16 protein-coding genes and 2 tRNA genes are annotated in these 14,971 nt (G+C 60.4%); all 18 read left to right on the top strand.

Translation table 11 applies throughout. The annotated features are described in order from the left end of the window. Positions 1-75 precede the first annotated feature (75 nt). The 18 genes from RBA41_RS08355 to RBA41_RS08270 all read left to right on the top strand — a co-directional run bounded on the left by RBA41_RS08355 (position 76) and on the right by RBA41_RS08270 (position 14,717). Positions 76-465 carry a DUF6463 family protein gene (locus RBA41_RS08355; RefSeq protein ID WP_306622974.1) on the top strand — a complete coding sequence of 130 codons (390 nt, stop codon included), beginning with the start codon at positions 76-78 and terminating at the stop codon, positions 463-465. 130 nt (positions 466-595) lie between these two features. Further along, positions 596-1,897 (top strand): replication-associated recombination protein A, encoded by a 1,302-nt coding sequence (locus RBA41_RS08350; RefSeq protein WP_306622972.1) that lies wholly within the window; start codon positions 596-598, stop codon positions 1,895-1,897. 251 nt (positions 1,898-2,148) lie between these two features. Beyond that, positions 2,149-2,349, top strand: coding sequence for a hypothetical protein (locus tag RBA41_RS08345; protein WP_306622970.1), 201 nt, complete (start codon positions 2,149-2,151; stop codon positions 2,347-2,349). 150 nt (positions 2,350-2,499) lie between these two features. Then, complete coding sequence (locus RBA41_RS08340; protein WP_306622968.1) at positions 2,500-3,204, top strand: DUF3053 family protein; 705 nt, start codon at positions 2,500-2,502, stop codon at positions 3,202-3,204. Positions 3,205-3,502: 298 nt separating this feature from the next. Beyond that, positions 3,503-4,792 carry a serine--tRNA ligase gene (gene serS, locus RBA41_RS08335; RefSeq protein WP_306622966.1) on the top strand — a complete coding sequence of 430 codons (1,290 nt, stop codon included), beginning with the start codon at positions 3,503-3,505 and terminating at the stop codon, positions 4,790-4,792. A gap of 64 nt (positions 4,793-4,856) precedes the next feature. Beyond that, positions 4,857-4,946, top strand: a tRNA-Ser gene (locus RBA41_RS08330). 52 nt (positions 4,947-4,998) lie between these two features. Further along, positions 4,999-5,089, top strand: a tRNA-Ser gene (locus RBA41_RS08325). Between the two features lie 352 nt (positions 5,090-5,441). Further along, entirely contained in the window at positions 5,442-5,990 is a 549-nt protein-coding gene (locus RBA41_RS08320; RefSeq protein WP_306622964.1) for a hypothetical protein, read from the top strand. Beyond that, on the top strand, positions 5,983-6,501 hold the full coding sequence (locus RBA41_RS08315) for a hypothetical protein (protein WP_306622963.1): 519 nt from the start codon (positions 5,983-5,985) through the stop codon (positions 6,499-6,501). Before RBA41_RS08320 ends, RBA41_RS08315 begins: the two co-directional genes overlap by 8 nt. A gap of 4 nt (positions 6,502-6,505) precedes the next feature. Further along, entirely contained in the window at positions 6,506-8,815 is a 2,310-nt protein-coding gene (locus RBA41_RS08310; RefSeq protein WP_306622962.1) for a secretin GspD/PilQ domain-containing protein, read from the top strand. Next, positions 8,812-9,297: a type II secretion system protein gene (locus RBA41_RS08305; protein WP_306622960.1), complete on the top strand. Its 486-nt coding sequence runs from the start codon at positions 8,812-8,814 to the stop codon at positions 9,295-9,297. Before RBA41_RS08310 ends, RBA41_RS08305 begins: the two co-directional genes overlap by 4 nt. A 2-nt stretch (positions 9,298-9,299) precedes the next feature. Further along, positions 9,300-9,671: a type II secretion system protein gene (locus tag RBA41_RS08300; protein ID WP_306622958.1), complete on the top strand. Its 372-nt coding sequence runs from the start codon at positions 9,300-9,302 to the stop codon at positions 9,669-9,671. Positions 9,672-9,674: 3 nt separating this feature from the next. Next, complete coding sequence (locus tag RBA41_RS08295; protein ID WP_306622956.1) at positions 9,675-10,133, top strand: type II secretion system protein; 459 nt, start codon at positions 9,675-9,677, stop codon at positions 10,131-10,133. A 16-nt stretch (positions 10,134-10,149) separates the two neighbouring features. Further along, complete coding sequence (gene gspG / locus RBA41_RS08290; protein ID WP_306622954.1) at positions 10,150-10,581, top strand: type II secretion system major pseudopilin GspG; 432 nt, start codon at positions 10,150-10,152, stop codon at positions 10,579-10,581. 36 nt (positions 10,582-10,617) lie between these two features. Further along, entirely contained in the window at positions 10,618-11,778 is a 1,161-nt protein-coding gene (locus RBA41_RS08285) for a type II secretion system F family protein (RefSeq protein ID WP_306622952.1), read from the top strand. Positions 11,779-11,908: 130 nt separating this feature from the next. Continuing rightward, the gene (locus RBA41_RS08280; RefSeq protein WP_306622950.1) at positions 11,909-13,450 is read left to right on the top strand and encodes a GspE/PulE family protein; all 1,542 of its coding nucleotides are present in this window, start codon (positions 11,909-11,911) and stop codon (positions 13,448-13,450) included. Beyond that, entirely contained in the window at positions 13,431-14,201 is a 771-nt protein-coding gene (locus RBA41_RS08275) for a hypothetical protein (RefSeq protein WP_306622948.1), read from the top strand. Before RBA41_RS08280 ends, RBA41_RS08275 begins: the two co-directional genes overlap by 20 nt. Before the next feature lie 3 nt (positions 14,202-14,204). Beyond that, entirely contained in the window at positions 14,205-14,717 is a 513-nt protein-coding gene (locus RBA41_RS08270) for a hypothetical protein (RefSeq protein ID WP_306622946.1), read from the top strand. The last annotated feature ends 254 nt before the right edge of the window (positions 14,718-14,971 follow it).

Genomic DNA, 14,971 nt, shown 5'->3' with positions numbered 1-14,971 from the left:
TATCTGGCAATATTGATTGCCCGGGTATATGATCGTGCGTCGGTCCCGCCGGGGCCGCGTCATCGGGAGGGCTTCATGAAACATTGGATCAGCCGTTGGTTGCTAGGGGTTGCATTTCTTCACACCGTGTTTGCTTTCGTTGTCATGGGGCCGATCATGCTGTCGATGCTGGACAAGGGCTTGTTTAATTCAGCCAAGAGCATGACCGAGGGCGCGACCACCTGGTTCTTCCTGTTCGGCATACTGCTGGCCTTGTTCGCGGTCCCGGTGCATGCGCTCGAGAAAGCCGGTGTCGCGCTGCCCAAGCCGATCGGATGGGGCTTGATCGGGATGGCTGTGCTGGGTGTGGTGCTGATGCCGGACTCGGGCTTCTGGCTGGTGTTTCCGCCAGCGATAGCCATCTTGCTGCGCAAGAGCGGCGTGCGGGCCAACGCAGGCTCCGTGCATGGCGTCGGCGCTGCTTGAGAAGTTGCATGAAGCGTTGCGAAGTAATTTCGCCTTGGACGGGAACTGTTGCGCGCTGCGCGGGTCTTATCTTGAACGCCGATTCGCGCCATGCGCTAGACTACGCGCTTCCTATCAATGAAGACTTCGCATGGACGATTTGTTCAAGACCGAACCTGCCGCGCCCCTCGCCGAAGCGCTGCGTCCGGCAACGATTGACGAGGTCATCGGCCAGAGCCATTTGCTGGGCGAGGGCAAGCCGCTGCGCCTGGTATTCAAGTCGGGCAAACCGCATTCGATGATCCTGTGGGGCCCGCCCGGCGTCGGCAAGACGACCCTGGCGCGCCTGACGGCGAATGCCTTCGGCTGCGAGTTCATCGCCTTGTCGGCCGTGCTGTCGGGCGTGAAGGATATTCGCGCCGCCATCGAACAGGCCGAGCATCACCTGGCAACGGGCAAGCACACGATCCTGTTCATCGACGAGATTCACCGCTTTAACAAGTCGCAGCAGGATGCCTTGCTGCCGTTCGTCGAGTCGGGCCTGGTGACGCTGATCGGCGCGACCACTGAAAACCCCTCGTTCGAGGTCAATTCTGCGCTGCTGTCGCGCTCGCAGGTGTATGTGCTCAAGGCGCTGACCGACGCCGAGCTGCTGCAGCTGCTCAAGCGCGCCCAGGAGAAGGTGCTGGGTCACCTGACGTTCGACGAGGTCGCCATCGCCACGCTGATCGGTTATGCCGATGGCGATGCGCGCCGCTTCCTCAACCTGCTCGAACAGACCAAGACCTCGGCCGAAACGTCGGGCCTCACGCACATCACCGGCGAATTCGTCGACAATGCGCTGACCCTCAATTCGCGCCGCTTCGACAAGGGCGGCGACAATTTCTATGACCAGATTTCGGCGCTGCATAAATCGGTACGCGGCTCGCACCCGGACGCGGCGCTGTACTGGCTGTGCCGCATGCTCGACGGCGGCGCCGATCCGCAATACCTGCTGCGCCGCATCGTGCGCATGGCGTGGGAAGATATCGGCATTGCCGATCCGCGCGCGATCCAGATCGCCAACGATGCCGCCGCCACCTACGAACGGCTCGGCTCGCCCGAAGGCGAACTGGCGCTGGGGCAGGCGGTCATCTACCTGGCCATCGCGGCCAAGAGCAATGCCGGCTACAACGCGTACAACCGCGCCGTGGCGTTCGTCAAGAAGGACAAGTCGCGCGAAGTGCCGGTGCACCTGCGTAACGCCCCGACCAAGCTGATGAAGGAACTCGGCTACGGCCACGAGTACCGCTACGCGCATGACGAGCCGAACGCCTATGCGGCCGGCGAAACCTATCTGCCGGACGGCATGGTCGAGCCGCGCTGGTACGAGCCGGTGCCGCGCGGGATCGAAGCCAAGATCGCCGAGAAGCTGGCCTGGCTGCGCGGGCTCGACGAGGACGCCGGCAACTGAACAGCGCGCGCGGCGTTCGTGCTGGCGGCGCCGCCAGGGCGGGTAGCGGCGGCCATCGGCGGTGCGGGAAAGCCGCCGCTGTGGTGGGTTCGCCTGCAACGGCGGGCGCGCCTGCATGCGGATAACAGGCCGTCGCGATCTGGTGCGTCCTGTCCCGGCTTTCCGGCGCTTCATCGCAAGCCGGTGGAAGGGCAGGGGGCGAATGGGTAAAGTAACACCATACCAACCCGCCTCACCCACTGGAGAAGATCATGAAAGTCCGCAAAAACCTCGAAGCCGTTTTCCTCGCCGCCACCGTCATGGTCACCTTTGCCGCCTACGCCACCGCCGACGTACCGCTGCGCGCAAGTGCCGCGCCGGCCCGTGCCGCCGCCGCCGCCGACAGCAATGTGACCGTCGTCGTGGTCAGCGCCAAGCGCCTCACCGCCGCCGAAAAAGCCGCACAACAGTAAGTCCGGGCGGGCCACCCCGCACCGCAGCGTGCCTGCTAGTTGCTACAAAGCACGCTTCTGGCAGAAAAAGCATAGTTTGTTGCTGCCATTTTTGCATGTTTGCACTATGATCAAGCGCTGATCATAGAGGAGTCATTAATGCAAACAGTCATGAGCTTTTCACAACGCGCCCTGATGTGGGCCTTGGGCGGCGTTCTTGCCCTCGGCATCGCCGGCTGCAGTGCCGAACCGAAGGAGCGCGCGGCGTTCATCGCGTTTCTGCAAACGCGCATCGTCGACAAACCCGGGGTCCATGTGCCCAGGCTGACCCCAGAAGAAGAAAAATCGTTCGGCGATTACAGCAAGCATTTTGCCGTGATCACCGACTACAACAAGTCGATGGATGCGAAGGTCCAGCAGCCCTTGCGCGATATGATGGGCAAGAACATGCCGAACACCATGGCCGATCTGATGGAGCGCCGGGCCGACGTGGTCGCCTTGCATAAGACCAGTGCGCAATTGCGCGCGGTGATCGACGCCGAACAGGCGGCCGCTGGCACCAAGCGTGCCGCGCTCAAGCAACCAGAGGACCTGAAACCGGTTTACGACAAGGCGTATGCCCGTACGGTCAGCGATCCGGGAAATAGCTTCAAGGAATTTCTCGTGGTGATGGAGGGCATGCTGACCAGCGCCGAAAAGATGGCCGATTTTCTCGCTGCCCACAAGGATCAAGTCAAGTTCTCCGGAATCACCGCCCAGATCGACGATCAGAAAGTTCTCGACGACGCGAATGTGCTCATGAAAGAGCTTGGCGCCAAGAATGCCGAGGTCGCGCAGGCACAGCGCAAGCTGACCAGCATGATCTCCGGACGCTAATGCCGTTTGTCCGCCGCAGCGCAGGCGCGATGCAGGCCCGACAAGGTGCCAATGTGCAGGGAATCGGTTAAACTGCTCATTGAACAACAGGGCCAGTGCGCGTTGTGCAGGCTTGGGCTTGCCGCCTGGCTGCCTCGTCAAGTGCATCGCCTTGGTCAGCGCGTTGTGACACCGGCTTCGTATCGAAGCTTTTATTTTGCTTGATTCGTGCGCGGCGGCATCCGCCCGCACGGTTCTCAGGGAAAAGCGATTCGGCAACGGATCCTTCCTGTCCTTCCACATAGCGGCACTACCGACAATGATAGACATTCAACTTCTCCGTAAAGATATCGACAACGTCGCGGCCCGCCTCGCGACGCGCAAGTTCCAGCTTGACGTGGCCGCCTTTAACGCCCTCGAAGCCGAACGCAAGGCGATTCAAACGCGTACCGAAGACCTGCAAAGCAAGCGCAACTCGCTGTCGAAGCAGATCGGCATGCTCAAGGGCAAGGGCGAAGATACGTCGGCCGTGATGGCGGACGTCGCCGGCCTGGGCGACGAGCTCAAGGCCAACGAAACGTCGCTGGCCGACGTGCAGGCGAAACTGGCCGCGTTCATGGAAGCGGTGCCGAACCTGCCGCACGCGTCGGTGCCGGTTGGGACGGATGAAAGCGGCAATGTCGAAGTGCGCAAGGTGGGCACGCCGCCGGCGTTCGACTTCGAGGTGCGCGACCACGTCGACGTGGGCAGTGCGCTGGGGCTGGACTTTGACGTCGCCACCAAGCTGACCGGCTCGCGCTTCTCGGTGATGAAGGGCGGCATCGCGCGCCTGCACCGCGCCCTGGCCCAGTACATGCTCAACACGCATACGGGCGAGCACGGGTACACGGAATGCTACACGCCGTACATGGTCAACGCCGATTCGCTGCGCGGCACCGGCCAGCTGCCCAAGTTTGAAGCCGATCTGTTTTCGGTGAAAAAGGGCGGCGCGGAAGGCGAGGGCGAAACCTTCTACCTGATTCCGACCTCGGAAGTCTCGCTGACCAACATCGTGCGCGACGAGATCGTGGCGCTCGACCAGTTGCCGATCAAGATGACGGCGCACACGCCATGCTTCCGTTCGGAAGCGGGCAGCTACGGGCGCGACACGCGCGGCATGATCCGCCAGCACCAGTTCGACAAGGTCGAAATGGTTCAGGTGGTGCATCCGGACACCTCGTACGACGTGCTGGAAGAAATGGTCGGCCACGCCGAAGCCATCCTGAAGGGGCTTGGCTTGCCGTACCGCGTGATGTCGCTGTGCACCGGCGACATGGGTTTTGGCGCGACCAAGACGTACGACCTGGAAGTGTGGCTGCCGGCGCAGAACACGTACCGCGAGATTTCGTCGCTGTCGAACTGCGAGGCGTTCCAGGCGCGCCGCATGCAGGCGCGCTTCCGCAACGCGGCCGGCAAGCCGGAACTGCTGCACACGCTCAACGGTTCGGGCCTGGCGGTGGGGCGCACCTTGGTGGCGGTGCTGGAGAACTATCAGCAGGCCGACGGCAGCGTGGTCATTCCAGACGTGCTGCGTCCGTACATGGGCGGGCTGACCCATTTGACGCCCTGAAAATAGTCTTTGCCTTTTTTTTTCGGGGTGCTATAATCTTGCCTTCTCGCAGGAATGTGAGAAAGGAGAGGTGGCAGAGTGGTCGAATGTACTTGACTCGAAATCAAGCGATGGGGCGACCCATCCGTGGGTTCGAATCCCACCCTCTCCGCCATGAATAAAGAAAAAATCCCCGATATTTGGGGATTTTTTTTGAAGCAAGACCAGGAAAGGTGGCAGAGTGGTCGAATGCGCTGGACTCGAAATCCAGTGTACATCTATGGTGTACCGTGAGTTCGAATCTCACCCTTTCCGCCAGTAATATGAAAAGCTCCCCAACGGGAGCTTTTTTTCGTCTCCTTCACTGCCGGGCGTCCAAATTCGTCCGGAGTCACTTGCACCTTCTTCAGGCGTCGTTATTCGTGCCGCGAGTGTTTGCGTCTCCACGAGCGCAGGGCAGATTGCGGGATGCCGGCTCTCCATGGATGGATACTCGAGCGGTCAAACCATTTGTCGCAATTAAGCATCATTTGTTACTTACACTCAAATTTCTTTCTGAAAATATTATTTTCCATCTATAATGTTGCTGAATTAATAATCTGCGGTGTGGCGTGCAAGACGGCTCGTTTCGTGACGCGGTATTGGAAACGCTCACGCGCCGATTTCTCACATGCTATCCACCTGCCTTTTATTTTGCCGTTTCCATTTGTCGCTCTTGATAAGGCAGCGTCCCCGCACGGTCGCCTTGCTCGCGGCATTCGTGCTCCTTCTGATTGGGTCTGGTGTCGTCTTGCTGGCGCAATGGCAGCGTGTACGCGTTGCCCAGGAGCGAGTGGCGGGATTGCGCGCGCACGTCGTAACGGATCAGGTTAAACGCGATGACGTCGTCGATAGTTTGGCGCCGCTCGACCTTCCTTCCTTTCAAAGTTCCGCAGCGATAGCGAAGTTTAGCGAACTTGCGGTGGCATCCGGCCTCATCCTCAATGAAGTGAGCTACGTGCTTGAGGAAAATAATAGCCAGCCTTATCTTCGCTACCGTTTTACCCTGACGGTGGTATCGACTTATCCGCAAGTGCGCAGCCTGGTCGAGCAGCTTCATCACGACGTTCCCCATTTCACGATGGATTCGATCCGGTGCCGACGCAGCGATATCGCAGTAGTCGAACTCAGCTGCGATCTGGTGTTGTCGGGTTTCTTCCAGAAGGACTTGCGTGGATAAGCCGGCACGTCTGAGGTGGCTGATGCTCTTGTGCGCCTTATGCGCCACCGTGATCGCTATTTTTTACCCGGTCGAGCAGGAGGAGGCGCCGATATCGCGCGCCCGGGTGAAAAAGGCGCCTATCCGCGTGGCGCTTGCACCGATTGACAGGGCAGTCCATGAATGGGCTCCTCTGGGAAGCGATCCATTCGCTCCGCGCAATTGGATCATGGCGCCGCCAGCGCCAACAACGCCCGTCGCGTCCCAGGAAGTGGCGACCGTGGTGACCTCGTCCGAGCCAGCCGCGCCGGCTGGTCCCCCGGCCTTGCCGTTTCAGTTTGTGGGGAAAATGAGCGATAACGGGGACCAGATCATCTATTTATCCAAAGGAGAGCAGGCCTTGCTCGCGCGCCCCGGCGTCACCCTGGAGGGTACCTACAAGGTAATTGATATCAGCGCAGTGCAAATCGAATTTGAACATTTACCGACCGGCCAAAAGCAGGTTCTCGTTTTCCCGACACCGAATAATTGACGCCATGTTGCATCCCTACCTACGTTCGCGCACTCTCCTTGCATTCACTGCCTCCCTGGTGGTACTGCTTTTTTCCGGCTGCACCGCGCAAATCAGCCATCGTGAGGGCATGCAGGCGATGGAGCGGCAGGAGTACGTGGAAGCGGTTGGCAAATTGGCCAAGGCAACCGAGCTCAAACCCGACGACCTGGCTTATCGCAAGGATTGGCTGCGCGTACGCGAGCTGGCAACGGCCAAGCTGCTCGCTTCGGCTGCAAACGATGCCACGCAAGGCAAGGCCGCCGACGCCGAACGTGCTTACCGCACAATTTTGCAGTTTGACCGCGACAACGACCGTGCGCGAGCGGGACTCGATGGCATGCTGCGGATGGCTGAGGCGAATGCCGACATCGCCAAGGCGCGTGACGCGATAAAACGCGGCGAGACTGCGGAAGCGGTGGACTTTGCAACGCGCGCCCTGAAGAATGCGCCCAATAGCGGTGATGCGCGCGCGCTCAAGCGCGAGCTGGATGCTGCGGAAGCCCAAAATATGCTGATCGCGCCAAGTCTGGGAGCGATCTACAAAAAACCGATCAATCTCGAATTTCGCGACGCCAGCATCAAGATCGTGTTTGACGCATTGTCCCGCACAACCGGAATCAATTTCATTTTCGACCGTGACGTGAAGATCGACCAGCGCACCACGGTGTTTCTCAAGCAAACGACGCTGGACGACGCGATTGACGTTATCCTCGCGACCGGCCAGCTGGACAAGAAAGTTCTCAACGCGAGCAGTGTGCTGATCTATCCGAGTACGCCGGCCAAGGTGCGCGAGTATCAAGACCTGATCGTGCGCGTTTTTTATCTGGCCAACGTCGAGGCAAAGAACGCGGCGAACATGCTGAAAACGGTCCTCAAATTGAAGGACGTGTTCGTCGACGACAAGTACAACATGCTGATCCTGCGTGAAAATCCGGAGACGATCGCGCTGGCCGAGCGCTTGATTTCCCTGCACGATATGGAGGAGGGGGAAGTGATGCTCGAGGTTGAAGTTCTCGAGATTAACCGTTCCCGCTTGCTGAACCTCGGCATCCAGATCAGCGACCAGCTGACCATCGCACCGCTGAGTTCAGGCTCAGGTTCGAGCAACACGAACGGGAGCGCGAACTCTCCGAACTTCAAGTTGAGCGACATACAGTCGCTCAATTCGACGCGCCTTGGTATTTCTCTGCCAAGCGCGACGATCAATCTGCAAAAGATCGATGGCGATGCGAATTTGCTGGCCAATCCACGCATCCGGGTGCGTGATCGTGAAAAAGCCAAGATCATGATTGGAGACAAAGTGCCGGTCGTCACCACCACCAGCAGCGGCACGTTTGTCACCGAAAATATCCAGTACCTGGACGTCGGCCTGAAACTCGAAGTGGAACCGATGATCTACCTGCGCGATGAAATCGGCCTGAAGCTGAGTCTGGAAGTCAGTTCACTGGTGTCGTCGATTAAAACAAACAATGGTTCGCAGGCGTATCAGATCGGCACCCGGAATTTCAGCAGCGCGTTGCGGCTGAAAGATGGTGAAACCCAGATTCTGGCGGGTTTGATCAGCGATGAAGATCGTTCCGCGGCCAACCGCATTCCTTTGCTGGGAGACTTGCCGGTACTCGGGCGCTTGTTCTCGAGTCAAAGCGATAACCGCAAGAAGACCGAGATCGTGCTGTCGATCACACCGCGTCTGGTGCGTAACCTCCAGCGCAAGAGTCCGTCGGCCGAGACCTTCTGGGCAGGTACCGAAGCGGTGCTGCGCAATAAGCCCCTGCAATTGCGCCAGTTCGAGTCTGCCGGCCCGACAGGCGCGCCTCTCATGGCGCCAGCGGCGGCGGCGGCACCAGCGGCAGTAGTGCCGGATGGCGCGCCCGATGCGCCCAAGCTGGCGTGGGAAGGGGCAAACGCGGCGCGAGCTGGTGAACTGGTGACGCTGGTACTGAATATCGATAGTCCTGAACTGCTGCGTGCGGCATCGCTGCAATTGGGTTTCAATCCCGCTGAGTTACAGATCGTGTCCGTCAAAGAGGGCGACTATTTCACCAAATTGTCGCAAGGGGCGTTCAGCCAAAGCGTCGATAATCAGGGCGGCCGCGTGTCGGTCGGCGCCAGCAGCGTCGACGGCAGCGGTGCGAAGGGTCCGGGTCGCATTCTGACCGTGGTTGTCAAGCCGCTGATCCCGGCGCCGGGCGGTGCCGATCTCAGCGTGATTGCGCTGACCCCGGTGGGGGCCCAGCGTGCGATCGGACGGCCGGGTCTGCCTGTGGTGCATAAACTGACGGTGACGCCATGAGGCTGGCGACGGGGCTGAGGCGCCGCGGCGGGTTCAGCTTTGTCGAGATTCTGGCATCGGCCGCCATCCTTGGCCTGCTCGCCAGCGTTGCCGTTCCTGTTGTTCAAACGACGGTGAAGCGGCAGAAGGAACGCGAGTTGCGCATCGCGCTGCGCGAAATCCGGCAAGCCATCGACGCTTATAAAGAAGCCAGCCTGGCCAACCGTATTTCAACGCTGAATGAACCCAGCGGGTATCCGGCTACCTTGCATGACCTCGCCGTCGGCGTGGAAGAACTCCCGAGCAAGAGGCGGATCTATTTCCTGCGCCGCATACCGCGCGATCCGTTCTACCCCGATGCCGCTGTCAGTGCGGTCGATACCTGGGGCAAGCGCAGTTTCGCATCGCCGCCCGACCGGCCGAGCGAGGGAGACGATGTGTTCGACGTCTACACCACCTCGGCTCTCACCGGCCTGAACGGCGTGCCGTACGCGGAGTGGTGAACATGCGCGCCAAAGGATTTACCCTCATCGAAGTGCTGGTCACGATGGCCATTGTCGCCATGATCCTGACCTTGGCGGTGCCACGCTATTTCGCCAGCGTCGACCGGGCCCGGGAAGACGTGTTGCGCGAAGATCTGTACCTGCTGCGCGACGCGATCGACAAGTTCTATGCCGATAAAAATCACTATCCGTCGAAGCTCGATGAACTGGTGACAGAAAAATACCTGCGCGCGATTCCTGTCGATCCGTACACGAAAAGCGCACGCAGCTGGGTGCCGGTTGCGCCGGAAGAAACAAGCACGGGCATGATTGCCGACGTACGCAGCGGCGCGCCGAATAAAGGGCGCGACGGCACCTGGTTCAAGGACTGGTAGCGCATGCGGCATGAGCAAGGATTCAGCTATCCGATCGTGATGTTCCTCGTGGCGGTACTGGCAATCATTTCAGTGCGGGCGATGGAAAACAGCCTGACCGCGGCGCGGCGCGACAAGGAGGCCGAATTGCTGAGCGTCGGCCAGGCGTATCGCAAAGCGATCAAGGCGTATTACGACGGTTCGCCGGGCACGGCCAAGGTGTATCCGTCCAGCCTAGACGACCTGCTGCTCGATGCGCGCGGAACGCAGTTGCGCCGCCCACTGAGGAAGAGGTTCAGGGATCCGATCACCGGCAGCGCCGAGTGGGGACTGGTGCGGGACGAGAGCGGCGCGATCAAGGGAATCTACTCGCTGTCGCCATCGAAGCCGTTCAAGACCGGCGGGTTTCCGGTCGAGCTCGGGCATTTCACGCAAGCCACGCAATACCGGCAATGGACCTTCGAGTACACACCACCGAAATAATTGAAAGGGAATATTCATGTTAAAAAAATCGAAACGACCAAGCGCTGGCTTTACTTTGCTCGAGCTGCTGGTGGTGATTGTCATCATCGGCTTGCTTGCCGCATTCGTGGCGCCGAAATATTTCGGCCAGATCGGCAAATCGAAAACGCAAATGGCGCGCGCGCAAATCGAAGCGCTCGACAAGGCGATCGACCAGTACCGGCTCGACACAGGGACCTATCCGACCACCGCCCAGGGTTTGGTGGCGCTGTCGGCACAGCCCGCGGGCGAGGCGAACTGGCGCGGACCTTACCTGAAAAAAGGCATCCCGATGGACCCGTGGGGCAAGCCCTATATCTACACATCGCCAGGGGCCGATGAGCGCGAATTCGACCTCGCGTCCTACGGCAATGACGGTGCGACCGGCGGCAGCAATGAAGACGCCGACGTCACCAATTACGGCAACTGATTCTCCAGCGGCGATATGCGTTTTCAGGCGAAAGTAATGGATGCCGCCATGGCGGTGGCGCTGGTCGATGTCGACGCCGCCAGCGTTGAAGAGGCGCGCCGGTTCATCGAATCGTCGGGCGGACGGGTGCTGGGTATTCGCTCCGTGCGCGCCGGCTGGTCAGGCTCGGCGCGCCAGAAACCGTTCAATCTGAGCGTCTTCAATCATCAGTTGCACTCGCTGCTCGATGCCGGGCAGACCGTCGTCGATGCGATTGAAATGCTCGGCCAGAATGACCGGCACGGCAAGCACCGGGCAGTCTACGACACGCTGCTGACCGGTTTGCAGCAGGGTAACCAGTTATCCGACGCCATGGCAGTGCTGCCATCGGTTTTTCCGACACTGTACGTGGCCATGGTGCGCGCCAGCGAGACCACGGGAACCGTACGGGCGGCGATCAAGCGGTTCATGCAGTACCAGCGCCAGGTCGACGAGATCCGCGCCAAGCTGACCGCCGCCGCGACCTATCCGGCGATCCTGCTCAGCGTCGGCTTCGTCGTCATTGCCTTTCTGATGTTATACGTGCTGCCGCGTTTCAGCGCCGTGTACGACGACGCCGGCCCGCGCGACGGCTCGGGCGGCTTCGTCGAGGTATGGGGGGCGTTCGTGCGCAACAATACCTTGCTCGCGTGGTCGGCGGTGGCGATCGCCGGCGCCACCGTGCTGGGCCTGATCATGCATCCCCGCGTGCGCGATGTGGTGTATCGCCGCTTGCTGGCAACGCCGTGGATTGGCGAACGGATCTTCATCCTGCAGCTGGCGCGCCTGTACCGGACCCTGGCCATGTTGTTGCGCAGCGGCGTCAGTGTGATTGCCGCAATGCGGATGACGGAAGCATCGCTGCCGCTCGCCATGCGCGCCGCCCTTGCCGCCGCGACCAAGAGCGTCAGCGAAGGCAAGTCCATGTCGTTTGTCATGGCCGATGTCGGCCTCAGTACCGAAGTGTCGCAGCGCCTGCTGGTGGCCGGCGAGTCGTCCGGCAACCTGGACGAGATGATGGAGCGCATCGCCGACTTCTACGACCAGGAGACCGCCATGTGGATCGACACCGCCGGCCGCCTGATCGAGCCGGTCCTGATGATTTCCATCGGCCTGGTGATCGGCGGCATCGTGCTGATGCTTTACAGCCCCATTTTTGACCTGGCGAATATCGTTTAATGTATTTCTTACTCCTTTACCCTCAATGTTGAGCTTGCAAGATATTCTGGACGCACAGCGCGATGCCGTGCCGCCCGCCGATTGGCTGTCGCTTCTGTGTGAACGCCACGGCGCAGACCGTGAGGCGGCAATGCGCGTGGCGGCGGAGCTCACGGGCTACCCTGCGCTCAATCTCGATGCCGGCTGGCCTATCGTCCCGGCGTTCAAGCTGGTGCAGTACACGGACATGGTGGAGCGCCTGCTGGTGCTCGGCCACGACGGGCAAGGCCGCCTGGTGGCAGTGATGGGCTTGCCGCTTGATCCGCATAACGGAACATGGCTTGCCAGGTTTCCGCTGCGCGAAATCTATCTGGCCGATCCCGTGCTGGTCCAGGCCCAGCTCGACTCGCACGAGCTGGGCTTCAGTGCGGTGGCCGATGCCGTGGGCCTGGACCAGGGCAGCGAGCTGGCGCGCGATGCCAGCGCCGACCTGACGCTGACCTCCATCCAGGGCGAGGCGAGCCCGGCGGTACGGCTGATCAACTCGACCGTGTTCGACGCGCTGCGCTACGAAGCGAGCGATATTCACCTGGAATCGCTGCCGCAGGGATTGGTGATCAAATTCAGGATCGACGGCGTGCTCAATCACATCGCCGCGGTCAACAATCCGGTGCTCGCGGAGCAGGCCATTGCGCGCATCAAGGTCCTGGCGGAACTCGACATTGGCGAGAAACGCATTCCGCAGGATGGGCGCTTCCGGGTCGCCGCCAAAGGGCGCGACATCGACATCCGTGTTTCGATCATGCCGAGTATTCATGGCGAGGATGCCGTATTGCGCGTGCTGGATAAAAAAGCGCTGATCGACAGCGTGCAGCGCCTCACCCTCGATTCGCTCGGCTTCGATAGCCAGACCATTCATTTGCTGCGCCGGCTGGCATCGGAACCCTACGGCATGATGCTGGTGACCGGCCCCACCGGCAGCGGGAAAACGACGACCTTGTATGCCGCGCTGACCGAAATTAACCATGGCGAAGACAAGTTCATCACGATCGAAGATCCGGTGGAGTATCAACTGCCCGGTGTGTTGCAGATTCCCGTCAATGAAAAAAAGGGACTGACCTTCGCCGTCGGCCTGCGGTCGATCTTGCGCCACGATCCGGACAAAATCCTGGTCGGAGAAATTCGCGATCCGGAAACGGCGCAGATTGCGGTTCAATCGGCCCTGACGGGGCACATGGTGTTTACCTCGGTGCACGCGAACAATACGTTCGACGTGATCGGCCGCTTCATGCACATGGGTGTCGATCCCTATAACTTCGTCTCGTCGCTGACCGGGGTCGTGGCGCAACGGCTGCTGCGCCAGAATTGCGTGCACTGTAACGAACCGGTCGAGATCGCCCCGGTGCTGCTATCCGAGTCGGGCATACGCGACCCGCAGAACTACCGCTTTCATGCCGGTCGCGGCTGCGTTCAGTGCCGCAACACCGGATTCAAGGGCCGCCGCGCGATTGCCGAGGTGCTGAGGTTGACCGATGAAATCCGCGAAATGATTATCGCGCGGGCGTCGATCCGGGCGCTGAAGGAACAGGCACGCCGTGAAGGAACGCGTTTCCTGCGTGACGTCGCCCTGGAGCTGGTGAGGGACGGGCATACGACTTTGCAGGAGGTAAATCGTGTCACCTTTGTGGCCTAAAAAATTAAGCGCGGGCCTGTTTCCAGGTCATTGCTGGATCGGCGATGCCGTGCACGCCGATGCCGTGGCCGACGAACGCCAGGACGCGCAGGATCCGGAAGCGTTGCTGGCTTCGTTCGACAGCCTGTTGCTGGCGCAAACTGCCATGCTGGCCAAAGGCGGCGATGTCACGCTCGTTGTGTCCGACAGTGTCGCCATGATCGCAACGCTGCCGTGGCGCGATGCCTTGCTTGCGCAAGATGAGGTGAATGCCTACGCGCGCATCTGTTTCGAGCAGCAGGGGATCGATATGGATGAGCGATGGGTGATGCATGCCGCGTTTCTGACATTTCGGGGCGCCGGGCTGGCGTATGCACTGCCGCGTCAATGGCTCGACAAGCTGGTGTCGCTGCTCGGCGCGCGCGGGCTGCGGCTGGCGCGGGTGCTGCCGTTGTCGGCACTGGCGTATTCGCGCCAGTGCCGCTTTCCGTCAAGCGGTCAGGCAGTGATTCTGCTGCGCGAGGCGGAGCGGGCCAGCGCGCTGGTCTACGACAAGACCGGTTTGCGCGGCATTGACGCCGAAGCGCTGGTGGGCAATGCCGAACTGTCCGGTGCGCGCCTGTTGCGCCGTATCGGCATCCATCATCCGGACATCAGGACGGTGTGGGATTGGCCGGTCAGCATGTCTGTACCGGTCGCCGTCCCGGACTACATTGCGACTTGTTTGCCTGCGGCCGTGGTTCATCCGGTGCCGCGCCATACATGGGGTTGATTGATGAATTCGATGACACACTATTTATTTCCCGCAGTCCGCCTCTCGTGGCGGCTGCTCGGTTTCGCCGCGGGTATCGTCTTACTGACGGCTTATCTGATGCTTCAGTGCCAGGAGTTGTCCGAGCAGGCACGGCAGATGGAAGTGCTCGGTGACCGGCTCGGGGCTGCCCAAATCCACCGGCCGGTACCGAAGAAGAGTAAAACTGCCCAGGAAGAGCAGAAACGCTGGGCGGCCTTGAAGGCCGAACGCGAGTTTTCGTGGCAGTTCGTGTTCGCTGCGGTAGAAGAGGCTGGCAGTGACGATGTGGAATTGCTGGAGCTGTTACCCGATAAAGCCGGCCGGCGCATCGTCCTGCGCGGCGAAGCGCGCGATCAGGTCAGCCTGTTGGCCTTTATTGATGCGCTCGATGAGCAGGAAGCCCTCGACAAGGTGCATTTGACCCATCAAATCAAGAAAAAGCGCGAACGGTTGGAAACAATTTCGTTCGAGGTGAAGGCCAGCATGAAGCGATGAGTGGCAGTATGGCGGCCGCACCTTGCGACTCAGGCGGCGCCGCCATGAAGCATCGAATGTGTTATTCGTGCAACATCTTTGGTCGATTTGCCAAAAATACCGAGTTGCATCTTGCGGATTACTTATCGATTAGATATATTTCCACTTCGCAATTTGACTGTCAGTATTGTCTGTTTGTTGATCTAGTCTTTCTTCAACTTCCATCCCCTGCCGCGGTTGCTCTGCCAAAGATCGTTTCCCGGCTCTGACGACGT

It is taken from the genome of Massilia scottii, from assembly GCF_030846495.1.
Taxonomy (GTDB): domain Bacteria; phylum Pseudomonadota; class Gammaproteobacteria; order Burkholderiales; family Burkholderiaceae_D; genus Telluria_A; species Telluria_A violaceinigra.
Note: the sequence above shows the minus strand (reverse complement) of the source record. Positions and strands in the feature narration are given on the sequence as shown.